This window comes from Nitrosomonas ureae, assembly GCF_900206265.1.
Classification (GTDB): Bacteria; Pseudomonadota; Gammaproteobacteria; order Burkholderiales; family Nitrosomonadaceae; genus Nitrosomonas; species Nitrosomonas ureae_C.
Genome location: NZ_LT907782.1, coordinates 1,037,559 through 1,063,179, shown reverse-complemented (window position 1 = coordinate 1,063,179; position 25,621 = coordinate 1,037,559). Strand labels below are relative to the sequence as shown.

The following is a 25,621-nucleotide window of genomic DNA, read 5'->3' as shown; positions in this document are numbered from 1 at the left end:
CGTTTTGGGCTTTTAAATATCCCCCGTTGAGTGCTTCCTAATGCAATCTCTTTTTAAGAACATTTTTTTCTGATGGGAGAGATTCCTGAGTGCCTTTCAGAAAAATGACGTTAGAAAAAGATGATGATCACTATACCGAAGCGGAGAATTTTCGAATTCTGAAATAAATATAGAATGGGGGGTCTTTTTGGTGGCAATAGAATTTCTTTATTTATTATTGACTTGGCAATTATTGCCGGAAATAGGGTGCATAAATCTTGCACCAGAAGGTTTGCGGGAAAATAATTGATAGAACTGACAAGGACGGAGGGAATGCGCTATAACTATTCACAAAAGGATCCGCTCAGCGCTACTGAATGGCAGCAAAATCGGGGATTCTTGGATAAGAGACCGGATGAAATTTCCGGTGAAACAATACAGTGTCGATTTACAATTTAGCGTAAATGATTCTGATGGTTTTTTAACAGACCGGAATGCTGATCTGACAATTACCAATTACTTCATGGAGCCGGGTAATTGCCAGATGAAATCACGATTGCTACCGATCAAAAAATATTATTTTCCAATGCATGAAGGATAAGTTTTGGGACAAGCGGCTCTCAAGCCGCCTGAGGGGGTGCTTTTTTGATTATTATAGTTCATAACCTCCAGTACATCATCGACATATTTAGGGATACGCTGCCAGAATATGTAGTTGGATTTCAATTCGTCGCGCGCGAATACAAGAAGCTCCTGAACGGTGGGTACATGGCCTTTTTTATCACCACGCGTATTTAAATAATTGACCTTCTCCACGGTCGGTGCTATCGGTACAGTTCCTGAGAGCTTAGAGAAATAGTGATATGCGCCTGGGGGGGAATAGGGACTGGGAGGATAATTAAGACCGGGCTCATCCGGATAAACATCCGGGCAACCGAGTGCTCCTCCCATTTTTACCATCGCGGTAGTGATTTGCTTGAGATATTCGCGTGGATAATTGATTTCCTGAATGGTCATGGTGTTAGGGAAGAATGTTCGTGCTTTTTGCTGCACAATGATTAAATTGTCGAACCATTTATCAGCTTGAGCCGTTGTCAGCGGTTTCACCGCTTGACCCATAGCCGTCTCGATCATGCCGATACCTTCAAAATTCGGATGGGAGTTGTAGCGTTTACCGAGTGCCTTGAATAAGGCGATCAGGCGATCACGTACATAGGGATTCCATAATTTGATGTTATAGCCGTCTATAGAGGTCGATCCCCAGTCTTTAAACGGAAATGCGCCGCCTTCAAATTTAGGTGCCTTCAAATAATCCGGTATGAGCTTCCAGTCAGCTTCGAATGATTTGGTCTGCACTTGAATGACCAGACGTTTGTTCATTTTAGTTAGCTTGGCAAGATGTTTGTCGATGGAAGAGAAATCATAGACCCCCGGTGATTTCTCCAGCCAACCCCATAAGTAACGCAGTTGCATGCCCCGCAGCGCGGGTGTTGCCTGAAGCTCTTTATAGACTTTTGCCATGTAGATCGGGTCGTCATTAGCCCAGTTTTGAATAGTGTAATAATGACCTGGATGCCATTTTACTCCGGTAGTTCCTGCCGGTAGTGAGGCTGCCTGTACTGTTCCAACGGATGCAACCATCGTGCCCGTGACGAGGGATGCTGCAATGAATACAGCATGCATCCGTTTGCGTACAGTCGGTAAGATAATGTTTGGTTTCATGAAATTCTCAACTTTCATTTAAGATTCCTTTGATGAGTTTGAAGAAGTTGTGTATTGCTCAAAGTTTGGAGAAATGCTTCGCAAGATTGTCTGATTTACTCCAATCAGTCTGCAAATGAAAACTATTTACATCGCTGATGTTCATAAATACTCTTTTCTTCCTAATGCAATCTCATAATTTGAGCGCCGTTATATTCCGGATTGCAAAGAATCGCGGATATTTCTCAAAAACACATTATCAAAAAACAGATAATGAGCGCTATTTAGAGCGGAAAACTCCTGAATAAGAACTACCCGCTCTTTTTAATACGTGGCAAATTGATTCATTATCATCAACTTGCCGATTGGCATGGAAAATGTGGTGTACACAGTTAACCATCGAGAGTTTTTTCTGCAATGACTTGAATTGCAGACAGTATTCAGGGAATACTGCTTATGAATGCCACAAAAGCACCTGCTGGATATTGCTGGACCAACCGTAGATCGGGTGATCCTTTGGATAAAATATTGGAAGGTTGTTTCCGTGTATAACAATAACAGCCAGTAATCCAACAGGTCGTCTGTAGTAGCGCAAAACTGATCTGGCAGCTGCCCATTTCAATACAGCGATTTGACAAATCGCTCTTGCGCCTACTACAAATCAGAGAATTACTAATTCTTTATACAGGAAGAGTAAGCAGTCGGGCAGGCCGCTTTCAGGCCACCGGACGGAGTACTTTTTTGATTAGTAAAATTCATAACCTCTAAGACATTATCGACATATTCAGGGACACGCTGCCAGAATATGTAATTGGATTTTAATTCGTCCCGTGCAAATACAAGAATCTCCTGTACAGTGGGCACATGGCCTTTTTTATCGCCCCGCGTATTTAAATAATTGACCTTTTCTACGGTCGGCGCGATAGGTATGGTTCCTGAAAGCTTAGAGAAATAGTAATAAGCACCTGGAGGGGAATATGCATCTCCTGGAAAATTTAGACCGGGTTCATCCGGATAAACATCCGGGCAGCCAAGTGTCCCACTCATTTTTACCATTGCGGTAGTGATTTGTTTAAGATAATCGCGCGGGTAGTTTATTTCCTGAATCGTCATGGTATTAGGAAAAAAGGTACGCATTTTCTGGTGCACGATGATTAAATTATCAAACCATTTATCAGTTTGAATCGTTGTCAGTGGTGTTACTGACTGCCCCAGAGCCGTTTCTATCATGCCGATACCTTCAACATGGGGATGTAAGTTATAGCGTTGACCCAATGCCTTGAATAAGGCGATCAGACGGTCACGTACGTAAGGATTCCATAATTTAATGTTATAGCCGTCTATGGTACTGGACCCCCAGTCCCTGAATGCAAAAGCGCCGCCCTCATATTTAGGTTCTTTTAAATAATTGGGTATGAGCTTCCAGTCGGCCTCGAATGATTTTGTTTGCACCTGAATAACCAAGCGCTTACCCATGGGTGCGAGTTTTTCCAGATGCTTATCGATAATCGAGAAATCATAGACACCCGGTGATTTTTCGATCCAACCCCATAAGAAACGCATTTGCATTCCACGTAATGCAGGGGTTGCTTTTAGTTCTTTGTAGACTTTTGCCATGTAGATTGGGTCATCATTGGCCCAGTTTTGAATGGTGTAATAGTGGCCTGGATTCCATTTTACTCCGGTGGTTCCGGCAGGTAGTGAGGCTGCGCCTACTATTCCCACAGGCATAATAATCATACCAATGACGAATAATGCTGCAATAGTTATCGCATTTATTCTCTGAGGTATATTGATTAGTATTTTGTTTGATATCATGAAGTTACTAATTTTCATGTAAAGTTCCTTTGACGAGTTTTGAAGAAATCATGGTATTGCTAAAAATTTAAAAATTGTTTTAAGAGCTTGTTCTGGTTAACTTAATACAGTTCATAAATGAAAACTATTTACGTCTTAGATTTGTTTAAATATTGCCCTCCCTTGGGTTTTCCTTGCGCAATCTCTTTTCTCGAGTATTACTCTATTTCTGCTTGGAAAATTCGTGAGCTTCTTTCAGAAAAACATCATTAAAAATGCTAATGCCTATTCTTCAAGGTCAAGAAATTTTTGAATGCAGAGATATATAAGATATTGATTTTTTAAATTTAAATAGGACTGTCTTATTTGCCATAAGATTGATAGTTTTTGTGGAAAATGTGGTGCGCAAACCTATCCTTAAAGGTCTTGCGCAATAATCACTTGCGTTGCCGACAGTACTCCCCTGAATACTGCTATGAATTCCACAAAAAGTATCCGCTTAACGCTACTAGAACGTTAGAAGATCCGGTAACTTTATTCGATAAGATGTTGGAAGGTTATTTCTGGCTTGACATTACAAAGCCAATCAACCAACGATTTATCAGATTCTCAATAAATAAATAAATTGTTAGGTGTAAAAAGTCTATTTGCGAAGTGCTGTAGAAATTAACAGCATTAAATTTTGCTTGGTAATAGACAGTTTGCTGAAGCTGAGAAATCTATTCGAGGCGAATGGAATTTCAGTTGTGTGAATGAGTAATAAATCTTATGTATGAGTTATTTCAAATCAACCACTATAGTTACTCAAGATATAGTAGCTTTCATCATTCTAAGAGCATTTAAGAATCATTATAGATTTCTTGTTTGAATCATTTGCGGTTACTTTATCGATAAAAATCGATACCGCCCTCATACTCACAACAGACACGATCATCGCCAATTAGCTCGATTGGTCAACTGTTATGTTACTGAATTTTTTTCATGAAGTAGCAACGATGTTACGAATATTGCCAGTATTTCAGCTGCAGTTGTTGGGGTCTTTTTAGTCATTAATTTCATTGTAGTTTTCCTTTGAAAATTAAGTTCTCATCGATTCAATTTTTCCTGATGAGTGACATCAAATAGTGCGAGATATTTTCCCGCACGGCAGGACTATACGTGGGAATATTAACCACGTCAACAATTATGATAAATATTTAGATCAGCAGTATCCGGAACAAGTGTGATTAGATTCGGTTTGCTGAAGGTGTATCGTCGATCTTTTTACGTTTCATAATTTTAAGTAATGAATTAAGAGAGGCTCTGAGTAGATTGATTATGTTAATAATTCGATAAGTTTTTTAACAGCATATAAACGTGCAACCACTTAAACAGGACAAGAGCGAAGCCTTGAACATATCGGGCATATTCCAACGGTTATAGGATATAACCTGAAAAGGTTACCCAAAGATAAAAGGTAATCCAATTGACGAAATCGGTACAAAATTATACGGAAACATTAGAACAGATTTATCGCAATGAATCCCGACGTGTACTAGCTACGTTAATACGCTTGCTGGGAGACATCGATCAAGCAGAGGAAGCGCTCCACGATGCATTCAAAATTGCACTGGAGCAATGGCCGCAACAGGGTATACCAGAGAACCCTAAGGCTTGGTTGGTGTCTGTAGGACGCTTTAAAGCCATTGATAAATTTCGGCGTAACGCGCGTTTCGATAGCATTGATGAAATACCCGCTCATCTTGCTACTTTAATTTTTCCGGTTGATGACAATTCGGATGGAAGTCTGGAAGATGATCAATTACGCTTGATTTTTACCTGTTGTCATCCGAGCTTATCGTCAGAAGCTCAGATTGCCTTGACCTTACGAGAAATCTGCGGGTTGAGTACTGAAGAAATTGCTCATGCTTTTCTGATAACACCCAAAACAGTTGCCCAGCGAATTGTGCGCGCCAAAGCAAAAATCCGTGATGCACGGATTCCCTATGAGGTTCCGGAACGGGAGCATTTACCAGATCGTCTGGATTCAGTTCTAAAAGTTATCTATTTGGTATTTAACGAGAGTTATTCAGCCTCATCCGGTACTGAATTGATGCGGCATGATCTCTCAGTTGAAGCAATACGTCTTGGCAGGTTACTCCTGGAATTGATGCCGTCAGAGCCGGAAGTTCTCGGACTTCTGGCTCTCATGCTGCTGCAAGACTCGCGTCGGGCCGCCCGAATTAATGCGCAAGGCGATCTAATTTTACTTGATGAGCAAGATCGCTTACTCTGGAATCGTGATCAGATCGATGAAGGTGTGATTCTGGTGAAACACGCACTTGGTTTGTCAGGGTTTGGCGCTTATACATTGCAGGCCGCTATTGCCGCCGTGCATGCCGAAGCACCGAGTTCAGGAGAAACCGATTGGCGCGAAATTGTAGGATTGTATAACGTACTCAAGCAGATTTATCCGTCGCCTATTGTCGAATTAAATCGTGCGGTCGCAGTGGCAATGCGCGATGGACCGGCAATAGGATTAGAACTGATCGAAGCGCTCATTTCTCAGGGCCAACTGGCGGATTATCATTTCATGTATGCCGCCAAGGCTGATTTTCATCGCAAATTAGGGCAGCTTAATGAAGCAATTGAAGCCTATCAACATGCTTTACAACTTACCCAACAAGCACCTGAACGGCGGTTTCTGCAAAAAAGATTGACTGAGCTACAAAATCAATAAACTCATTGTCGATTTTGCCCACTGTCAATCGACTATTGAGCGCAGTCATTTTTCTCGGTTCAATATAAGGAATTAACTATGAAATATCTTTGTTTGATTTGTGCCGAAAAAGTTATGGAGCAAATGTCAAAAGCCGATGCTGATAGGCATTACGAAGAATACCGTGAATTTACCGCTGACATCCGCAGGAGCGGACATTTTGTCGATTGCAATCGTTTATTACCTCCATCAGCAGCCATTACGATCAGGGTACGCAAGGGCAAGATTTCAAGCACAGATGGCCCTTTTGTTGAAACTAAAGAACAGCTGGCCGGTTTTTATTTGATTGAAGCCCAGAATTTGGATGAAGCTATCCAGCTGGCTGCCCAAATTCCACCCGCGCAGGTTGGTAGTATCGAAGTCAGGCCGATACACCAATTCGAAAAGCGGTAACGTGGGAAAAATCGAGAATTGAAACATTTCGCTTGCGAAAATTAATAAGCTGAAAAAATTTTTTCCGGTTTGTCGATTTCTACAGGTTTTATTCGACTAAGCAACGAAATCAAGCTATTTACAACTTGATTGATCATATAACTTAATCTAAGGAGTAATCAATTGCGCTACATGATCATAGTCAAAGCAAGCCAGGATTCGGAAGCAGGTGTTATGCCTGAAGAACAACTTATCGCAGAGATGGCGAAATTTCATGAAGAACTTGCGGCAGCAGGTGTGTTGCTGGATGCATCCGGCTTACAAGCCAGCTCAAAAGGTTGGCGCATCCAATACAGCGGAAATAAACGTACGCTGATCGATGGTCCGTTTACCGAAACCAAAGAGCTTATCGCTGGTTATACCTTGATTCAGGTTGCATCAAAGGCCGACGCTCTTGAATGGAGTAAGCGTTTCCCTAATCCTGCGGGCGAAGGAAAGAATTGTGAAATAGAAGTGCGGCAATTATTTGAGCTGGACGATTTTGAACCCAGTGAAGCTGTCGAGCGGTTTCGTGAGCTGGAGCGCAGTAAAAATGATTAATGCATTACTATTTGCCCAATCAAAAAATCTTGTTTTTAATTTTTGCAGAAAGGGGAAGTGTTATGTCTCAGTCAAATCCGCTTCTGGCGGCAAGTTGATTTACGCGTGAATACGAAGTGTTGATAGACTTGTGAGTTAAGCCGCATTAGTTGCGTGTGCAGATTGAAAGTTCGTTAAGTTTAACTTTAGTAAATATCTTACAGGAGAAAACAATGGGAAAGTATGTTGATGGTTATGTGATTCCAATTGCTCAGGATAAACTGGAGGAATATCAAAAAATGGCTGAATTGGCTGGCTTGGTTTGGAAAGAGCACGGTGCCCTGGAATATATCGAGTGTGCGGGAGATGACCTCGATCAGAAAGAGTTGGTGTCATTCAAAAAATTAACCGATGCCGACGAAAATGAAACGGTTATTTTTGCATGGATCGTGTTCGAATCGAAAGAACATCGTGACCGGGTTAATCAGGCGGTTATGGCTGATCCACGTTTGGCGTCTTCGATGAACCCTGATTCTCATCCCTTCGATTGCAAGCGGATGGCCTATGGTGGTTTCAAGACAATTGTTAGTTTCTAGTTGGTTTTATTAATTCAGATTTATTGACAATTTTTTATTGAGGAGAAGACTATGCGGTATTTGCAATTTACTCTATTTATTGTGTTTTCTTTGTTAATGACAATGGGTGTTCTTGCGAATGACCAAAAGAATGATAAACCCATGAGTCATGAAGAGATGATGGAAGTTTATGCTAAGTTAGCTACACCTGGAGAACCGCATAAATTGTTTGCAAGTCTTACGGGCAGTTGGATAACCAAGACGAAAGAATGGATGGATCCGCAGAAACCGGCTGTAGAATCAACCGGATCTGCAGATATCAAGCTACTGCTAGGCGGCCGTTTTCTTCAGCAGGAAATCACGGGCAGTATGCATGGAAAGCCGTATTCGGGTATCTGGACTGTTGCGTACGATAATCTGCTTAAACAGTATATCTCGACATGGATCGATACCATGAGTACGCAAATTTTCATGATGAACGGTACGGCGAGTGCGGATGGCAAGATCATTACCTTAACAGGACGGCATGCTGAAGTAGGTGGAGGATATATGACGCATCGTTCTATTTGGAGAATTGTAAATAGTGATGTACAAGAATTTATCATGTATGGAACCCATCAGGGTGGTGATGAAATGAAAATGCTTGAGGTTATTTATACTAGAAAATAACAGCTTGCATCGTATGGCTCGGAAAATTTGTTTGCGATAGCTCAGTAAGGTAAGTCCCCGGTTTTTCCGGGAGGCTCACTGAGGTTTGCCTATGCGACGGTCATTGAGAATCTTCTATCTTGGCCAAGAGGAGGAGATTCAAGATGAAAGAGTATCAGGGTTTGACCTACATAAAATGGATTGTAAGTTCCAGATGGTATTAGGAAGCGTAGAAAGCGGATATTTGGGGTGTTACGCAAGCATCTGGGCGAGATTGAGGGCAAATGCTATGATCAATAAATTGAATGTTTAGTTGCTATTTCTGGGCGGTTTGTGGCTTGCGAGGCACCTCTGAGGCGCTCAGTCAATAGCCTCCAGCTTTGTCCCAGGTGATTTAACTCTGCTGCTTCTGCACTCAAGCCCCATGAACAAGTACTGCAGCAAACTGGGAATCTTCAATGCCGATCGGAATGCTGAGGAAGAGTGAGTGTCTGTAATTATATTTAATATCAACACGTTATTAATTGAATTTGGAAATGAGCTTAGAAAAGTGTCCGGTTTTATTTGGCCAGAGCAATTCAGTTTATTTCATTTTTCTCATTTGTTCTTGTTTAATAATATAGCGCTGTATCATAGCTTCCATATTTGCTGCTAGATTAATAAATTGACACCCTGCACGCATACAATTTTGCCCATTACGTAAAGTGATTTCGTAGGTGTTTTTTACTTGGATAGTAACGTTAATAGTACCAATCTCTGGAAGCATGATTTGGCAATTGTCATAAATTATTCCTGGGTCAAAATTGATAATTGGATGTTGATCAATGACCGCAGTACCGCCACAACTTATATCCAGGAGTGCGACCTCAGCTTTAGAAGTCGTTGTGTTTTTACCGGGTATTGGAATAGCACATTTAAGTGGCTTTACGATAGGGGTGGATATGCGAAAATGATTCCTTCTTTGTATGCGTAGGAGAGTTTCTGGGATATTAACTACGAATGCATCTTTATTATTGAAGTAAATTTTCTTGATTTGATTACAGACAAACTCTATTTTTACTCTATTTTGCGTGGTGACAAAAACTAATTCTTTGGAATTGAGAGCTTTTTGGCAATGTTTCTCATTGATGCCATAATCAATGACCATTTCTTTCCTGTCAGAGTTTATGGCTAGAATCGATGTCAGTATAAAATCACTTTCATAATCGGGATAAAGTGTAATGAGTGAATCCGCTTGCATGATTCCGCGAAGTATAAAGAGAATATCAATTTCCGAGCGGATGCGGAATTTCTCATTTTTTTCATCAGAGAATAGTGTAGTCGGTTCTAATACTTCATATGTTTCAGTTTCCTGATTAGGTGCAAGCATTGTCAATTTCCCTCCAAAGTTTGTTGTGCGATCTTGCTGCTAAGACTGTTAGCAGTCACCAGGGTTGTTTCTGCTTTTTCCAGGCGATAAAGCCATGCAAGTAATTCAGCGACTGCGACATAAAGCTGTGGCGGAATGCGGTCATCAAGATTTACTTGCATCAATAATGCAACTAGTTCACTTGATTCATGAACATAGATATTTGCTTCTTTAGCACGCCGAATAATTTCTTGAGCAATGAGACCACGACCTTTAGCGATTACTTTAGGTGCGATTTGTCCTTCTCGATACGCAAGCGCTACAGCGGTGGAGTAAGAATCATTTGTTGTCATTGTATTGAACTTCTACTGTTTTGATAGTTAATCCTGCAGATTGCATATCTGTCGTAAGCAGAGACCGATTGCCTTTTAATAAACTAGTTGTGTCTACCCGCGATGTTTCTATATTAATATTAATACCTTGAGCGTTAACTAAAAGAGTCGCAGTAATATCTCCTAATTGTGGTAGTGATAAGTGAAATTGTGTACGCCACTGTACTGCAGGATCGGATTCACCACTCTTGCTTTTATCTTCAGGTTGTTCACAGATCTCCCACTTCATCGGCTGCCCCTGCCAAACTTCACCTTGCCAGAAGAGATGCCCGGTTTCCAGTGTGTTTAGCTGTTGTTGTACTAATGACATACTCTGAGTATGCGCTGGTATTTCAGGAACTAGCGAAGCAGAAATCGCTGTTTTAGTCATAGATAACTCAGGTATCGCTAACAGTAATTTACTTTGTGGTTCTTGTTGTAAATTTTCCAGTGTATTTTCTCCATTAATCCATTGAGCCTGATGCGATTCATAGAATAAACCACTTTGGATAATTGCTTTTTGCAATAAACCGGGTAATTCAGTGCTATTTGTTGGTGTTCCATTCAGAAGTGGAGAAGAACTTGTTAGGAATTGGGTGGCATTAGTTGAGGCATGTTTCAAAGTGTCATGTATTAGAAGATCGATAAATCGCCCAGTGGTGCTTATTGAAGTGATATTTTCTTTTGATTTTATAATAGCTTCATCGAGAATGAGGAATTTTAGGTTTGGTTGGTGAGAAATAAAAACTAGTTCTATTTTACTGCCGGGTTGAAATTTTACTGGCAAATCTATTTGAAGCAGTTTGTTGTTAACCAATACCTTGGAGTATCCGTTAGATAAACGTGCTTCAATGAATGCCTGATATTTCTGACCTTGTTCAAATTTGCTAGAAGAGTCTTGTGAATCAAGAATTGCTGTTACGGGTATTACCGGTGATACAGATTTTATCTGTGTTAGAGGCGTGATTAAATCAGTTTTGATTATAATTGGATTCAAGACAGCTTATATTCGTTGTTTGTATTTATCCGATAAGAGCAACATATTCTGATTCTTAATTTGAGTGTTTATATAGTGTTAATAGGCTGATAGGTTTGTTGGAGATTGCGTGTGCGCCTATTGATGCTGAGCATTTCCTGTAATCTTGCCATCCATGGCTCAATAATTGCCCGAATTTGGGCATCGTTATCCAATATTTGATGAATAATTTTTATTTTTTGTTGTTGTAATTCCCTATCAAGCGGAGGCTCTGTATCATTTTTTTTGAGACTTTCGGTCAGCTTCCTGCATTCTTGTTCTAATGATACTAATTGATCCCATTCGCTATTTTGTGCAGCGGTCAGCATTTTCTCGGTTGTTGCTAAAATGGTATTGTAGATTATTATCGTATGTGCATTGTCCATTCTTTTACATATCCTTTTTTGTTACAAAATATTTGATTAGATAGCGATTGCTTTTATTGTGGTTTTCGCCTGATTGGATTCTCCGATTTCTTTCCAGGCGCTATATAGTTCAGATAAAAGCTTATTTACTTCATCTAATATTTCAATGTTATTTTGAATATTAGCTACTAATAATTGATGTGTCATATAATTATAAAGTGCTTGAAGCTTGATTGCTAAATCACCACCCGCTTTCATATCGAGACAAGCACTCAGGCCCTCGTCAATTATGGTTATGGCTTTTGAAATCATTTGCCCCTTTTCAGCTATTTCGTTACGCTGCATATGCATTCTAGTTTTTGCTAGAGCTTCCTGTGTGCCTTCAAATAACATTAAAATAAGCTTGTGCGGATCAGCTGATTCAACACCTGTTTCAATACCAACGCGTTGATAGGTGGATATTGCATTTGTTGTGAAAAACATTTTGTATTCCTATCTCATAAAATTAGTGATTTTTAGTTATTAGTATTAGCACCGGGCAAACTAGATAGTTGCTGTGCCAAGAATTCACTGGTTTGTTTCATACTCGCAATTGTTGTATCTAAAGCTGTAAATTGGGTGCGAAATCGTTTTTCTACAATTTCAAGACGACTGCCCAGCGCTTCGCGTTGTTTATTTATATCCTTGATAGATGTGTTAATGCCATCCATGCGGCCATCAATTAAGCCATTGTTTTCAAGCATTCCATCAATCATTCGATCCAGTCTTGCAGCAAAGCCATCTGTTGCAAATAACGATGAAACATCCTTGGTAGGATCATTGAGTGAAGCATTTAGTTTGCCGTTATCTAACAATAGGGTGCCGTCTTTTTGGAAGCTGATGCCGACTTGCGATAGTGTATTTAATTCTCCTGCAACACTACTTTGTAAGCTTGAATTCAATATACCTCGCAACTGGGTCTGCACTGCTCGTACTGTTGAGTCTCCAGTCAGAATAGATGCTTGTTGGTTGACTTGGTCATAATTAGACAGGCTAGCGATGGTTTTTTGCAGTTCGTTATATGCATTCACAAACGTACTAACTGCAGTCTGTACACTTGTTGTATCCTTCGTAATTGATAAGCTGGTAGTTGTCCCGGGATTTTCTCTGAATAAATTGATTGTCATCCCTTGCAATGCATCGGTGATGGTGTTGGATGGCTTGGTAATGGTAATTCCATCTATTACTAAGGTAGCATCCCGTGCTGCGACGGTTTCAGACATATTTGCTGTACCACCAGTTGAAGCATCATAAGCAAGTTTTGATAAGCCATTGTTATCAATATTGTTTAAATCATCGTCACTGACTGTGATCTTTAAAGCATTATTCAAACCAGAATCATTGGATGATAAAACCAGTCGATTGCCGTTGCCGTCGTTGACGATACTTGCAGTGACACCGATACTGGCTTTATTTATTGTATCCCGTATATTTGCAAGAGATGTTTGATCGGATTCAATAGTGATCGACGCAGACGCTTTTTTTAAATTCTCAGTGAATGTCCCATCTATGTTATAGGTACCAAATTCAATGGTTAGCGTACCACTGCCGATGATATCGCTGGGTGATGTAAAAGATTCGGATTTTATTTTTTGTGCCTGTGCGAGAGTTTGTACTTCAATTTGATGCGCACCTATTTCTGCACTGGAAGTTGCGTTAACGGAAGCGATCGTAGAATCAACAATCGATGCCTTGACACCTGTGAATAAAGACGAATTGGCTAATGTTTTAACGGTACCCTGGAAGGTAGATAGTGCACTTTTTAAGTTACCATAGGCGGAAAGTTCAGCTTGCTGTCTCGCTTCTTTCGTGCTTAGCTGCAGGAGAGGTCGTTGTTCGATTGCCATAAGTTGGCTAATGATTCCATTGATATCTAGTCCTGAACCAAGACCTGGTGATGAGATCATGCTGTGTTCCTCACTTTATCTAATTCTGCAACAATAATATTAGGCACAGTCGTTAAATAAAGCGCCGTGGATTTTGCTGAGCGCGCGTGCTATATCAATCATTTCTTCAGTTGGAATTTGACGAACTATTTCATCGGTTGTGGCATCCATAACTTTAATTACTGTTTTGCCAGAATCTTCGTCTATAGAGAATTTCAAATTTTGTTGCACGGCTAGCGAAAATTTTTCTATTTTACCAACAGCCTCATGCAATTGATCAGCATTGGCTGTGATAGATTGTGCTATTTGGTCAGGAACATTTTCATTGTTGGTCAGATTTGTCGAAGACTTGTTCGTAATCGAGGTAGGATGAAAAGTTGTAGATAGAGAAACAATGTTGCTTGTATTTCCTGTTGAATTAGTGATCATGCTAAATCTCCTTCTATACGGGTGACTATGGGGTAGTCATTATAGAATCCGTGAGCTACCCCAAAGTCATTCTCAGATGATCGCTTATCTCAATAACGATAAGACATTGTTGGGTAATTGATTAGCCTGTGCCAACATCGCTACACCAGCCTGCTGAAGAATCTGGGATCGTGTCAGATTCGCCGATTCAGCAGCAAAATCAGCATCTCTAATCCGAGAGCGTGAAGCTGACAGATTTTCCGAAGTGGACTGCAAATTTGACATCGTGCTTTCAAGGCGATTCTGCAGAGCACCAAAGTTAGCGCGTTGACTATTGACTGTACTCAGAGCAGCATCGACAATCGATAGGGTGCGTTGTGCTGCATCATACGAGGTAACATCAACTGCGTTGGTAGCTTGTAGCTGTGCACCGTAAGTACCAGCTGCCGCTGTACCAGGTGTTGCTGCATCTTGAAAGACATCGGCAACGGCCGTTGTTACACTGAATGACTGAGAAGAATCGAGCGTCACTTTGCCGGTGTACCAAGCACCGTTGCCATTAGTCCATACACCTGTAGTTGCATCGAGCCCACCGCCGGCAAGTGTATCTGCTAGGGAGTCAGTGGTGCCTGTATCACCGTCGAGGACTGCTATGTCGGAGACAGTGATACCAATTGCAGCTCCAGTGTTGTCATAGGAATTATTCAAAATGCGAAGATCGTTCCCGTTCGCATTGCTTAGCTTAATAGCCCAATAGCCATCTTCTGTTTGCACAGCTTCGGCAGTAAATCCTGTCTTGGCAGAAGCATCATTGAATGCTTTGATTGCTGTGCTCAAGTAATTTCCAGAATCGACATCGGATGCATCATCCGCTCCACCCGTTTTAAAAGAAATTGTCGTGAACTTTGGATCAACCGTATTTGCATTGGTCGGGTCTGAATAATCGGTTGAAATTGCAAAAGAATAAGTAGTGTTCTGTAGAAATCCAGCACCGCTACCGGTCGCTGCACCGAGTACTACTTCGGTAGAAGCGGAAGCATTCACGCCACTGCCGGTTTTGTTGATTGAGCTGGCTATCTCAGCAGCGCTGGCTCCCGCACGATAATAGACATCAAAGTTTCCTGAGGAAGTAGAAATTCTGAAATCACCTGCAGCGGCTGCGCCGTTAACGCCTGATGCATCGCCAGTTGTTCCGCTAACCAGTACAGCATTGCCGATTGCATCGCTATTAGCGCCGATTGTTCCCGCGACAAGATCACCAACACCGCCTGCAGTAAAAGCGGCTAGGCCACCGATACGATAGTTGCCGAATGAATTGGTTTGAAAATTTCCTGACGATGCAGAAATAGTTTGATTGGCGTTAGCGCCGACTTGAAGATTGAAGGTGCCGAAAGAGCCGTCGAGCAAATTCATTCCATTAAATTGAGTTTGAGTAGCGACACGTTGAATTTCAGAGGTTAATTGCGTGACTTCAGCTTGAAGCGCTGCACGATCACTTGCAGTGTTTGTTGCATTCGATGCCTGAACCGATAATTCACGAATACGCTGTAAGTTGTTGCCGATTTCTGTCAATGCACCCTCAGCAGTTTGCGTGAGTGAAATACCATCATTGGCATTGCGGTTAGCTTGATTCAATCCGCGAATTTGTGTCGACATTCTTTCAGAAATCGCCAAACCAGCGGCATCATCTTTAGCACTATTGATTCTCAATCCAGAAGATAAACGTTCTAAAGATGTGTTCAATGATGACTGTGATGAATTAAGGTTACGTTGTGCAGTCAGTGAAGCAATATTTGAATTTATAACTTGAGACATTTGGGTTCTCCTATTTACATTTGGCATTATTGCCAGTCGGTTTTTCCGCGATCCAGGAAGGTATAAAAAACCTTGGGCGGATTAATCTTTAATTTAAATTACGGTGGTGACTTCCTCGCAATCCAAGAAGAAAGGCAAGCACCGTTGATTGCAGTTATCGGAGATCATTCTAAAAAGTTTAGGATTTTACTTTTGTATTCTTTACCTAATCGTTTGGTTAATATCAGCTATTCGTGTTATAAATGTTTTTTTTAAAATTTTTAAGTAAAGTAGAATTCATAAAAAAATTCAGTTAATTAGTTTTGTAACTTAACTCTTTAGGTTATATCGGCTTCATTCAATGAGGTGCTGAGATGGTCAATGAAGAAGAATTAAAAATATTGCTGATTGAACATTCTGCAGAGGATGCTGATGTGGTTTTGAAAATACTTTCACAAAGCTGTTTTCAAATAAACTATCAGTGTGTTACTACGGTTGAGGATTTGCAGGAAGCACTGAAGATACCCGACTGGAATGTAATTCTGTCCGATTATGCTTTGCCACGATTTAATGCGTGTGATGTGCTCAAATTGATAAAAAATCAAGGATTGGACACCCCCTTAATTATTATTTCAAGTAATGTCGGTGAAGAGGCGGCTGCATCTATCATGGCTTTGGGCGCATATGATTTTATGATGAAGGCCAATCTTGCTAGATTAGTACCGGTAATTAGACGTAGTTTGCGTGAGGCAAATAATAACCAGCGGTTTATTACTGCTCAAACTGCATTGCAGAAAAGTGAAGTACTTTTTCAAGCAATTACATCTAATCTCCCCGGAGTTGTGTTTCAATTTCAGTTAAACACTAATAATCAAGCTAGTTTTCCATATGTCAGTGATGCAAGCGAAACGCTACTGGGGTTATCTCCCCAGAAGCTAATGAGTAACCCGGAGCTTTTCCCGGAATTAATTTTAGCTGAAGATAAAGAATCCTATTGTCAACTAATGATGACATCTGCCGAGCAGCTTTCAACCTGGAATTGGGAGGGTTGTATTCAAGTTAAAGGAGATAGTGATATTAAATGGATTAGTTTACGCGCAACGCCTAGAAGAATGCTCGATGGAGTCATGCTGTGGGATGGCATTATGATAAATATTACTCGCAATAAATTGGCAGAGCGTGAGATTGCACGTTCGCGTGAACAATTGGCCGAGCTATCTTCATATTTACAGAAGGTTAAAGAACAGGAGCGAGCTCGAATCGCACGTGAAATTCATGATGACATTGGCGGAACATTAACTGCCATTAAATGTGAATTACTCCCTTGTTTGGATAAGACAGCAAGAAAGCTAGAATTTTATCAACAGAAAGCGAAATCTATTGAATTACTAGTGGACCGGGTAATCGACAGTACTAGACGAATCTCACTTGATTTACGTCCGGGAATTCTTGATTGTGGGATTGTTGCCGCTGTGCAATGGCAGGCAAAAGAATTTAGTGATCGTACCGGTATTGTTTGCAAAGTATCATGCGACAATGATGAAATATCTTTAGATGCGGACTTGGCGATTGCGATTTTTCGAGTGTTTCAGGAAACACTGACAAATATTTCCAAGCATGCCAATGCATCACGCATTCAGGTAAAACTTGTTGAGTTGGAAGGCTTGATTCTACTTGAAGTGATGGATAACGGATGTGGAATTACTGAAATTGATATGAAGAAGCAAGATTCGTTTGGAATACGAGGAATGCGTGAACGATGTCTGCAATTAAAGGGAAATTTCCATATTTCTGGAGAATCGGAAAAAGGAACTAAGGTGACTATTTTGATACCAACTGGGGATTTGGAATGTCATTCTGAACAATCATATGATTTAAATAATAAATTTAAAGAGTTGTCCCCATCATATTCTGTTAAGAGGAGAAAGAAAATTTCTCTGCTTTAAATCTCATCAGGTTATATTCCCCACCACTTGCGGTAGGGTTCTTTATTAGCTGGAGGTATACACATGATTAGTGTAATGATTGCCGATGATCATGCGATCGTTCGTCAAGGTTTGAAACAAATACTCAGTGAGACCGATGATATTAAAGTGACCGGGGAAGCAGAGACAGGTTTCCAGGCGATCAAAATTGCGCGACAGCAGGACTTTAATGTCATGTTATTGGATATATCCCTGCCAGACAGGAACGGTATTGAGATTTTGAAGCAGATAAAGAAAGACAGACCAAGTCTGGCAGTACTAATGCTTAGTATGCATAATGAGCACGAGTTTGCTATTCGAGCATTAAAAGCAGGTGCATCAGGTTATCTGAATAAACAAAGCGCACCTGCGCAGCTGGTAGTGGCTATTCGGCAAGTTGCTGCGGGAGATAAGTATGTTAGTCCTGTTGTCGCGCAAGAACTTGCTAATATTATTAACTCCGATACCGATAAACCCCTTCATGCCACTCTATCTGATCGTGAATATCAAACGTTGTGTTTTATTGCAGCAGGTAAAACTTTGTCTGAAATATCATCCGAGATGTTTCTAAGTCCCAAAACAGTGAGTGTTTATCGTGCACGATTACTCGAGAAACTCAAACTGACAAACAACTCCGAGATCATTCGCTATGCAATAAAAAATAAATTAGTTGATTGATATAGTTAAGGATGTTATTACCATCAGCTGAATATTAAGTTAGTTTTAATCGCACTGCGAAAATCTCAAGTCTCAAGTCTTAAGGTTTGCTTCCGAAGCGGGATACTTCTTATTGATCAATTTTTTCCTGAAATACACGCCAGAATCTGCTGCCAGGTAATGGTAATCGCTTCATTTTTAGTTGTGTCTAAAAGTAAAGATTATGCAGCGGTTGCTAACAACTGTTTGGATGGAACTCTACTCTTGACCCGTTTTGTGGTTTGTCCATAATAATTATTGATAGATACTTTTTTAGAAGCGATTAATTCAGCTTTTTTAACTGTATGGTTAAGTCATCGAGTTTTTTGTTAAATGTAACCAGGCGTTCTTTTTCCTGTGTAACAACCGTGACTGGTGCTTGTTTTACAAAGCTGGGATTGGAAAGTTTAGTTTGTGCTTTGGATACTTCAGCTTGAATGCGAGTAATTTCCTTGGATAAACGTTCGCGTTCCGCTTCCACATTTATCTCTATTCTCAGCATTAATTTGAAATCTCTGACAATTGCCACAGGAGCATCTGCGTTTGGTAATCCACCGGATTGAATTTCTATATTTGATAATTTAGCCAATGAAAGTAAGTAGGGAGAGGACTCTGTTAACATTTGTGAATCACCAACGGCAAGGAGTGGTACCTTGAGTGCCGGTGATAGTTTCATTTCACCGCGCAGATTGCGGCAAGCATTGATTATTTCTTTGAGCAACAAAATATCCTCAAGAGATTGTTGATTGATTTTTGTTGCATTTGCAATCGGGTAGGGCTGGCACATAATACTTGCACCTTGTTTTCCTGCAAGGGGTGCCACTTTTTGCCATAGTTCTTCGGTAATAAATGGAATGATCGGATGTGCGAGCCGTAGTATGGCTTCCAATACGCGGACTAAAGTTCGGCGCGTTGCTCGATGAACCGAATCCTGCTGATTGTTTAATTGCACTTTGGCCAACTCAACATACCAGTCACAGTATTCGTCCCAAACCAATTCGTAGATTTCACGTGCCAAAAGATCAAAACGATACTGGGTAAATGCCAGCTCGATTGCTTGCTCAGCTTGTTGCAAGCGACTGATAATCCATTGATCGGCTGCAGAATACGATAGTGGTAATGACTCATCCAATCCGGTGTCTTTGCTTTCACAATTCATGAGTACAAAGCGTGTCGCATTCCACAGTTTATTGCAGAAATTGCGGTATCCTTCACAGCGCTGCAGATCAAATTTGATATCACGTCCGTGTGAAGCCAAGCTGGCAAATGTGAAGCGCAAGGCGTCGGTTCCAAATGCCTGAATGCCTTCGGGAAAGTGTTTGCGGGTATTTTTTTCAATCGACTCGGCTTGCTTTGGATTCATCAATCCGGTTGTGCGCTTTGCGATCAAATCAGGTAGGGTAATGCCATCGATCAGATCCAGAGGATCCAGGACGTTCCCCTTGGATTTGCTCATTTTCTGACCCTCGGCATCGCGAATCAGGCCAGTAATATATACTTCCTTAAAAGGTATTTTGTTGGTGAAATGTAATGACATCATCACCATGCGCGCTACCCAAAAGAAGATAATATCAAATCCCGTAATCAATACCGAAGTTGGCAGAAACGTTTTCAGTTCCGGTGTTTCATCCGGCCAGCTCAAGGTGGAAAATGGCCAGAGCGCCGATGAGAACCATGTATCCAGCACATCGTCATCTTGTTTCAGATTGCTGCTGCCGGAAATTTTTTGCGCTTCTTCCAGATTATGTGCAACGACGACGTTACCATCTTCGTCATACCATGCCGGAATACGATGGCCCCACCACAATTGGCGCGAGATGCACCAGTCCTGAATATTTTCCAGCCATTGATTGTAAACATGCGTCCAATTGTCCGGCGTGAACTTAATTTCGCCTTCGGCAACGGCTTCTAATCCACGTTTAGCCAGGCTATCCATCGCGACATACCATTGATCAGTCAGCATCGGTTCGACGATGGTTTGGGTGCGATCTCCTCGTGGAGCCATCAATTTGTGTGGTTTGGTCTCAACCAGAAACCCTTGTGCATCCAGATCGGCAATGATTCTTTTTCTGGCATCAAAGCGATCCATGCCCTGATATTCTACCGGAGCCAGATCATTGATTTTTGCATCCAGGGTAAAAATGTTAATCGGAACCAGGTGATGCCGTTGCGCAACCAGATAGTCATTAAAATCGTGAGCCGGAGTAATTTTTACACAACCGGTGCCAAATTCCATATCGACATAAGAGTCTGCAATAATTGGAATAGTGCGCTCACACAGCGGTAGTCTGAGATGTCGTCCGACCAGGTGCTGATAACGCGGATCCTCGGGATGCACGGCGACGGCCACATCACCCAGCATGGTTTCTGGGCGGGTGGTGGCGACAATCAAGGCGTTTGTTTGTTCTGCGTCGGAACCATCCGCTTGTTCCAATGGGTAGCGAATATGCCACAACCAGCCATTTTCTTCTGTTGCTACGACTTCCAAATCGGAAACGGCGGTTTGCAAGACAGGATCCCAATTCACCAATCGTTTACCGCGATAAATGAGTCCTTCCCGATATAAGCGAACAAATACTTCGGTAACTGCGCGTGATAGCCCATCATCCATGGTAAAACGCTCGCGCGTCCAATCACACGAAGTGCCCATGCGTCGCATTTGCCGGGTGATGGTAGAGCCGGATTCCTCTTTCCATTGCCATACCCGTTCTAAGAATGCTTCCCGGCCCATTTGTTGCCGCTTGAGATTCTGCTGATCCAGTTGACGTTCAACCACAATCTGTGTGGCAATGCCGGCATGATCAGTACCTGGTTGCCATAAAGTATTGTACCCCTGCATGCGGTGATAGCGCGTTAACGCATCCATCAAGGTATGTTGAAATGCATGTCCCATATGCAATGTGCCCGTAACATTGGGAGGTGGCAGCATGATGCAATAAGCGGAACGATTTTCATCGGCAGCTGGCTTGAAATATCCGGCTGATTCCCATTGGGAGTACCAAAGATTTTCAATATGCTTGGGATTAAAGCTTTTTTCGAGATCCATGAAATTTAAAGGGTGTAAATGTGGCTAGTAAAGTTACCATTATAGCGGATGGCATACCGTGCGTATGACAAGAAACACGGGTTATTTAGAACCAGTCAGTCGACAATCTCTATTGTTATACAGATGTGGGTGAGTCTTGTATTATTTATAACGATTATTTGATTTGATTAGTCAAACGGACTTCCAAAGCGTTTGCCAATGCTTTTTTATTCAGCGTATCCATTTCAATATTTGCATCCCTCAACGCAGCATCGAGTATCAGTTGGATCGGTGTAAGGCGTGCGGGCTGTGGTTGAATTACGGATGGATGCAGTACTACTACTTCGCTTAATAATGGTATCGTACTTGCATCCATGGATACTGTTTTGTCGGCCTGCTGCGCGCTTGCAGTGAGCGTTACGTTACTTATTGCCGGAGTGATTTTACCTTGACTCTGATATTTGTTGAGTAAGCTGCGAAATTTTTCCAGTATTGCGGCATCATCAAAATCGATGGCAGGTTTATTCTCATCCATGATAAAAGAAACAGCTGTTAGTGTGGTTCGGATTGATCGTTTAAATGGTAATGCTGTATCTCGTAACCGGCATTCTTATAAAAACGGTAACGTTCGCGTGCTGCCAGCTTATCCTCATGAGAAGTGCCTGCGATCTCGATTAAGCGGTCGAATTGATCGAATAAGTGTGGAGATTGATCATGCAGATTGATTAACACATCAAACGGGGAGTTGACTTGAATTTGCCCACTCAGAATCACCGGTGTTGCGCTAACCAATTTAGCATCGTCCAGAATATTACAATGCGGAATAAAGCTGGTAGATGAGAATGTCCATAGTAATTGATCTAGCTGGTCCAACAATTTTGATGCAGGCACGTAAATCAATACTCTCATATGCTGTTGTATTGCCTTGGCACAAAGCCGGCAGGTTGTTTGCAATTTATTGTTTGATCCCGAGTAGAAAAGAATCTGTGTCATAGCGATCAACGCATTGGATTTATACGAAAATAACGTCATTTAGAGATCTTTGATTGCGTAATTAGGAATTGCGTTAATAACGGTACCGGTCGGCCGCTTGATCCTTTATCTTTACCTGATTTCCAGGCCGTTCCTGCAATGTCCAGATGTGCCCAGCGGTATTTCTTGGTAAATCGGGATAAGAAGCAAGCCGCTGTGATGGTCCCCGCAGTTCTGCCACCAATATTGGCAATATCTGCAAAATTGCTTTTCAGCAGATCCTGATAATCATCCCATAAAGGCAGTTGCCAGGCGCGGTCAGCGGTGAGTTCCCCGGCAGCCAAAAGTTCTTGCGTAAGCTTGTCATCATTACTCATCAAGCCAGTGGTGAAATTACCTAAGGCAATCACGCAAGCACCTGTCAAAGTGGCGATGTCAATCACCATTTTGGGGTTATAGCGTTCGGCGTAGGTTAATGCATCGCATAAAATCAAGCGTCCTTCTGCGTCGGTATTCAAAATTTCAATGGTTTGTCCGGACATGCTGGTTACTACGTCTCCAGGCTTTGTGGCTTTACCGCTAGGCATATTCTCGGTTGCGGGAATAATACCGACCAGATTGACCGGCAATTTCATTTCGGCAACTGCGAGCATTGTGCCGAGTACGCTACCGGCTCCGCTCATGTCGAATTTCATTTCATCCATTTCGGCGGCAGGCTTGAGCGAAATGCCACCCGTATCAAAAGTTACTCCTTTGCCGACTAAAACAATGGGATCTTCTTTTTTACTCAGCCCATGATATTCCAGCACGATTAATTTTGCCGGTTGTTCGCTACCGCGAGCAACAGCGAGGAAAGAGCCCATACCTAGCTTTTCCATATCTTTTTCCTCTAATATGGATGCTTTGAGTTTATGCGTTTTGGCGAGATTCTTGGCTTGCGTGGCAAGATAAGTAGGGGTGCAGATATTCGGTGCCAGATTACCCAAATCTTTGGTGAGATTCATACCATGAGCAATAGCCAAGCCTTGCTGCATGGCCTGTTCACATGCGATCAACTCTGACCGGTTATCGATACATAATAATATCTTGCGTAATTTTCCCGGATTGTTTTCCGGTTTACTTTTTAGCTGATTAAACTGATACACGCTACTGATTACAGCAATAACGGTTTGGCAGATCTTCCACTCATTCGCACGTTCTTTAATGGGGAAATCAGATAAAAACAGCATGACATCAGTTACTGCTGTTTTTTGTAAAGTACTGAAAATGGAATTGATCGCTCCTAAAAATGTTTTTTCCTTAAATTCCTGTTCCTTTCCTAGTCCAATCAATAAAATTCTTTTAAAGTGTATGCCCGGAACATTATGAAGCAACAGTGAGGTATTTACCTTTCCGTCCATATCACCTGACGTAAGTATGCTTTTAATATACCCTTGTGTAATTTTGTCCAATACTTTTGCCGATTCAGTCATTTTTCTTGATTCGAAAATTCCAATGACTGCACAGGCACCCCGCTGTTTCTCCGGGGTTCCAACTTTAATTCCAAAATCCACGTTCGACTCCTTTGTCAAGAATGTTTATTGAACAATTAATCAGCTTGGTTTTTTTATTCAGTTAAATGTCTTATAACCGCTTTGTTCCAAATAATCAAAACAATTTCTACGATAATCTAATAGCATACAACTTGATTGAAAAATGATCATTTGATGAGAATCAAGAAGTATGGTGAATAATTTGATAAGTTATAATAGATAATCCTTGTAGAAATAAGCAAATATGCTGTGTTATATATTATAATGAAAATATAATCAGTATGTTATTCAATAGTATATAAGTATTGTATAATAATAAGGATGGTAAGTGATTGATGATGTATTGAAAAGAAGATTAAATTTTTGTACAACGTTGCCAACTTTGCCTGCGGCCGCTGTCAAAATAATTGAACTGGCGAATGATCCTGACGCCGATATCGGAGCAGTTTGTCAATATATTTCCTTGGATCCGGTACTTTCTGCAAAATTACTTCGAACTGCTAATACACCATTATATAAATCCCGCCGGATCGCAACAAATATCCGGCAAGCTGTCAGCATACTGGGTACGCACACCGTTCTTGTAATTGCGCTATCCTTTTCATTAACGAATTCTCTAATCAAAAATCCATTATCGAGCCAGAGTTCCATTTTTGATAACAATATTTTTTGGCGCAGGTCGATAGCTTCAGCACTAGCAAGTCGTGCACTTGGAGAACAGCTTGAATTGAACTTTCTGGATGATTTATTTCTAGCAGGTTTGATTCAAGAGATCGGCATCCTTGCATTTTGGATCATTATGCCAGAAGAATATGGGGTGGTTTTTGCCTCGACTACTGATCATGATACATTGCTCAATAACGAGCGCGAGGCGTTTGGTGCCGGGCACGATGAATTAGGGTATGCGCTGCTTAAGAAATGGCATATACCTGATTACATTGCGTTATCTTGCATTAATAGTCACAGTCAACCGGAACCGAAAAACTTGGGTCCAACCTTGCAGGCATGTTTGGCAGTTTCTCGTTACTTGGCGGACTATTTTTTGTATCCCCATGATACTGACAAAATAACCGCTTTAAACCAAGTAGCACAAAACTGGCTTGGATTTGATACAAATGTACTTATTGAGGTTATCAAGATCATGGAAGTGGAACTGAATGCCGTTGAGGATTTGTTTGAAATGACGCTGCATGATTCTTCAGAAGTCAACGGGATTCTGGCTGAAGCGAAAGAATTGTTGATGATCCATAGCCTGTCAAGAATCAAAGACCTGGAAGATAAATCGCAGCGCGATGGATTGACAGGTGCCTATAATCGCACGTATTTTGATGAAACATTACGGCGAGAGTTTAATCTGTCAACACAATATAATTTGCCGTTGACCGTGGCAATCATTGATCTTGATCATTTTAAGCATGTTAACGATACGTACGGCCATGTTGCAGGAGATTCGCTTTTGGCCACTGTAGTGAAAACGATTTTTGACCAAATCCGCCAGGATGATACGTTGAGTCGCTATGGTGGTGAGGAATTTGCTTTAATTCTTCCGGGAACGCCGCTTTCTGCTGCAAGAAATCTCATTGCCAGATTAAAAGATTCGGTTGCCGCAATTTCGTATAAATTTGATAGTAACAGCATTATCCATATTACTGCTTCAATTGGAGTTGCCTCATATTATGAAAATGCCGCATCTTTCCATGATGCAAAAGACTTGATTAAAGCTGCGGATTCTGCACTTTATGCGGCTAAACATGCGGGGCGCAATCAAATTATTGAATGGAGCCCCAGCTAGGATCA

General features: G+C 41.3%; 22 protein-coding genes. 8 read left to right on the top strand and 14 right to left on the bottom strand.

The window, feature by feature from the left end; all coding sequences use genetic code 11:
* Positions 1-555: 555 nt before the first annotated feature.
* A complete protein-coding gene (locus CPG39_RS04815) occupies positions 556-1,719 on the bottom strand; it encodes a glycoside hydrolase (protein WP_096292296.1) in 1,164 nt (387 codons plus the stop codon).
* 633 nt (positions 1,720-2,352) lie between these two features.
* The gene (locus tag CPG39_RS04810; RefSeq protein ID WP_096292295.1) at positions 2,353-3,516 is read right to left on the bottom strand and encodes a glycoside hydrolase; all 1,164 of its coding nucleotides are present in this window, start codon (positions 3,514-3,516) and stop codon (positions 2,353-2,355) included.
* Positions 3,517-4,942: 1,426 nt separating this feature from the next.
* Here CPG39_RS04810 and CPG39_RS04805 point away from each other — a divergent pair.
* The 5 genes from CPG39_RS04805 (at position 4,943) to CPG39_RS04785 (ending at position 8,430) form a co-directional block, all read left to right on the top strand.
* Complete coding sequence (locus tag CPG39_RS04805; protein ID WP_096292294.1) at positions 4,943-6,196, top strand: RNA polymerase sigma factor; 1,254 nt, start codon at positions 4,943-4,945, stop codon at positions 6,194-6,196.
* Positions 6,197-6,274: 78 nt separating this feature from the next.
* Positions 6,275-6,628: a YciI family protein gene (locus CPG39_RS04800; protein ID WP_096292293.1), complete on the top strand. Its 354-nt coding sequence runs from the start codon at positions 6,275-6,277 to the stop codon at positions 6,626-6,628.
* Positions 6,629-6,790: 162 nt separating this feature from the next.
* A complete protein-coding gene (locus tag CPG39_RS04795) occupies positions 6,791-7,207 on the top strand; it encodes a YciI family protein (RefSeq protein WP_096292292.1) in 417 nt (138 codons plus the stop codon).
* A 212-nt stretch (positions 7,208-7,419) separates the two neighbouring features.
* Positions 7,420-7,782 carry a DUF1428 domain-containing protein gene (locus CPG39_RS04790; RefSeq protein ID WP_096292291.1) on the top strand — a complete coding sequence of 121 codons (363 nt, stop codon included), beginning with the start codon at positions 7,420-7,422 and terminating at the stop codon, positions 7,780-7,782.
* A gap of 51 nt (positions 7,783-7,833) precedes the next feature.
* On the top strand, positions 7,834-8,430 hold the full coding sequence (locus CPG39_RS04785) for a DUF1579 domain-containing protein (protein ID WP_096292290.1): 597 nt from the start codon (positions 7,834-7,836) through the stop codon (positions 8,428-8,430).
* Between the two features lie 562 nt (positions 8,431-8,992).
* Here the strand turns inward: CPG39_RS04785 and CPG39_RS04775 are convergent.
* From CPG39_RS04775 to CPG39_RS14860, 8 genes are all read right to left on the bottom strand, one after another.
* Complete coding sequence (locus CPG39_RS04775) at positions 8,993-9,778, bottom strand: flagellar brake protein (RefSeq protein WP_013648086.1); 786 nt, start codon at positions 9,776-9,778, stop codon at positions 8,993-8,995.
* A 2-nt stretch (positions 9,779-9,780) separates the two neighbouring features.
* A complete protein-coding gene (locus tag CPG39_RS04770; protein WP_096292288.1) occupies positions 9,781-10,110 on the bottom strand; it encodes an EscU/YscU/HrcU family type III secretion system export apparatus switch protein in 330 nt (109 codons plus the stop codon).
* On the bottom strand, positions 10,097-11,125 hold the full coding sequence (locus tag CPG39_RS04765) for a flagellar hook-length control protein FliK (protein WP_096292287.1): 1,029 nt from the start codon (positions 11,123-11,125) through the stop codon (positions 10,097-10,099). The genes CPG39_RS04770 and CPG39_RS04765 overlap by 14 nt, the downstream gene beginning before the upstream one ends.
* A 68-nt stretch (positions 11,126-11,193) precedes the next feature.
* On the bottom strand, positions 11,194-11,529 hold the full coding sequence (locus CPG39_RS04760) for a flagellar protein FliT (RefSeq protein WP_096292286.1): 336 nt from the start codon (positions 11,527-11,529) through the stop codon (positions 11,194-11,196).
* Positions 11,530-11,565: 36 nt separating this feature from the next.
* Complete coding sequence (gene fliS, locus CPG39_RS04755; protein ID WP_013648082.1) at positions 11,566-11,991, bottom strand: flagellar export chaperone FliS; 426 nt, start codon at positions 11,989-11,991, stop codon at positions 11,566-11,568.
* Positions 11,992-12,023: 32 nt separating this feature from the next.
* A complete protein-coding gene (gene fliD, locus CPG39_RS04750) occupies positions 12,024-13,454 on the bottom strand; it encodes a flagellar filament capping protein FliD (protein WP_096292285.1) in 1,431 nt (476 codons plus the stop codon).
* 39 nt (positions 13,455-13,493) lie between these two features.
* Entirely contained in the window at positions 13,494-13,862 is a 369-nt protein-coding gene (locus CPG39_RS04745) for a flagellar protein FlaG (RefSeq protein ID WP_096292284.1), read from the bottom strand.
* An 84-nt stretch (positions 13,863-13,946) separates the two neighbouring features.
* On the bottom strand, positions 13,947-15,656 hold the full coding sequence (locus tag CPG39_RS14860) for a flagellin (protein ID WP_096292283.1): 1,710 nt from the start codon (positions 15,654-15,656) through the stop codon (positions 13,947-13,949).
* Positions 15,657-16,009: 353 nt separating this feature from the next.
* Here CPG39_RS14860 and CPG39_RS04735 point away from each other — a divergent pair, with 353 nt between their 5' ends.
* On the top strand, positions 16,010-17,581 hold the full coding sequence (locus CPG39_RS04735) for a histidine kinase (RefSeq protein ID WP_096292282.1): 1,572 nt from the start codon (positions 16,010-16,012) through the stop codon (positions 17,579-17,581).
* Between the two features lie 63 nt (positions 17,582-17,644).
* Positions 17,645-18,277, top strand: a complete 633-nt coding sequence (locus tag CPG39_RS04730; protein ID WP_013648077.1) for a response regulator transcription factor — start codon at positions 17,645-17,647, stop codon at positions 18,275-18,277.
* 301 nt (positions 18,278-18,578) lie between these two features.
* Here the strand turns inward: CPG39_RS04730 and CPG39_RS04725 are convergent, their stop codons facing one another.
* The 4 genes from CPG39_RS04725 to CPG39_RS04710 form a co-directional block, all read right to left on the bottom strand.
* Positions 18,579-21,341 carry a valine--tRNA ligase gene (locus CPG39_RS04725; protein ID WP_096292281.1) on the bottom strand — a complete coding sequence of 921 codons (2,763 nt, stop codon included), beginning with the start codon at positions 21,339-21,341 and terminating at the stop codon, positions 18,579-18,581.
* Between the two features lie 154 nt (positions 21,342-21,495).
* Positions 21,496-21,855 (bottom strand): hypothetical protein, encoded by a 360-nt coding sequence (locus tag CPG39_RS04720; RefSeq protein ID WP_013648075.1) that lies wholly within the window; start codon positions 21,853-21,855, stop codon positions 21,496-21,498.
* Positions 21,856-21,872: 17 nt separating this feature from the next.
* Positions 21,873-22,352 (bottom strand): DNA polymerase III subunit chi, encoded by a 480-nt coding sequence (locus CPG39_RS04715; protein WP_096292280.1) that lies wholly within the window; start codon positions 22,350-22,352, stop codon positions 21,873-21,875.
* On the bottom strand, positions 22,349-23,845 hold the full coding sequence (locus CPG39_RS04710) for a leucyl aminopeptidase (RefSeq protein ID WP_096292279.1): 1,497 nt from the start codon (positions 23,843-23,845) through the stop codon (positions 22,349-22,351). Before CPG39_RS04710 ends, CPG39_RS04715 begins: the two co-directional genes overlap by 4 nt.
* A 307-nt stretch (positions 23,846-24,152) precedes the next feature.
* On the opposite strand from CPG39_RS04710, the gene CPG39_RS04705 reads away from it, so the two are divergent.
* Positions 24,153-25,616 (top strand): diguanylate cyclase, encoded by a 1,464-nt coding sequence (locus tag CPG39_RS04705; protein WP_096292278.1) that lies wholly within the window; start codon positions 24,153-24,155, stop codon positions 25,614-25,616.
* Positions 25,617-25,621 lie beyond the last annotated feature (5 nt).

Bases quoted from the DNA above. Each gene is read 5' to 3' on its own strand.
- fliD (WP_096292285.1), bottom strand. From the start codon at position 13,454: ATGATCTCATCACCAGGTCTTGGTTCAGGACTAGATATCAATGGAATC.
- fliS (WP_013648082.1), bottom strand. From the start codon at position 11,991: ATGTTTTTCACAACAAATGCAATATCCACCTATCAACGCGTTGGTATT.
- CPG39_RS04745 (WP_096292284.1), bottom strand. From the start codon at position 13,862: ATGATCACTAATTCAACAGGAAATACAAGCAACATTGTTTCTCTATCT.
- CPG39_RS04720 (WP_013648075.1), bottom strand. From the start codon at position 21,855: ATGGATGAGAATAAACCTGCCATCGATTTTGATGATGCCGCAATACTG.
- CPG39_RS04775 (WP_013648086.1), bottom strand. From the start codon at position 9,778: ATGCTTGCACCTAATCAGGAAACTGAAACATATGAAGTATTAGAACCG.
- CPG39_RS04815 (WP_096292296.1), bottom strand. From the start codon at position 1,719: ATGAAAGTTGAGAATTTCATGAAACCAAACATTATCTTACCGACTGTA.
- CPG39_RS04800 (WP_096292293.1), top strand. From the start codon at position 6,275: ATGAAATATCTTTGTTTGATTTGTGCCGAAAAAGTTATGGAGCAAATG.
- CPG39_RS04730 (WP_013648077.1), top strand. From the start codon at position 17,645: ATGATTAGTGTAATGATTGCCGATGATCATGCGATCGTTCGTCAAGGT.
- CPG39_RS04735 (WP_096292282.1), top strand. From the start codon at position 16,010: ATGGTCAATGAAGAAGAATTAAAAATATTGCTGATTGAACATTCTGCA.
- CPG39_RS04770 (WP_096292288.1), bottom strand. From the start codon at position 10,110: ATGACAACAAATGATTCTTACTCCACCGCTGTAGCGCTTGCGTATCGA.
- CPG39_RS04785 (WP_096292290.1), top strand. From the start codon at position 7,834: ATGCGGTATTTGCAATTTACTCTATTTATTGTGTTTTCTTTGTTAATG.
- CPG39_RS04790 (WP_096292291.1), top strand. From the start codon at position 7,420: ATGGGAAAGTATGTTGATGGTTATGTGATTCCAATTGCTCAGGATAAA.
- CPG39_RS04725 (WP_096292281.1), bottom strand. From the start codon at position 21,341: ATGGATCTCGAAAAAAGCTTTAATCCCAAGCATATTGAAAATCTTTGG.
- CPG39_RS04715 (WP_096292280.1), bottom strand. From the start codon at position 22,352: ATGACGTTATTTTCGTATAAATCCAATGCGTTGATCGCTATGACACAG.
- CPG39_RS04810 (WP_096292295.1), bottom strand. From the start codon at position 3,516: ATGAAAATTAGTAACTTCATGATATCAAACAAAATACTAATCAATATA.
- CPG39_RS04760 (WP_096292286.1), bottom strand. From the start codon at position 11,529: ATGGACAATGCACATACGATAATAATCTACAATACCATTTTAGCAACA.
- CPG39_RS14860 (WP_096292283.1), bottom strand. From the start codon at position 15,656: ATGTCTCAAGTTATAAATTCAAATATTGCTTCACTGACTGCACAACGT.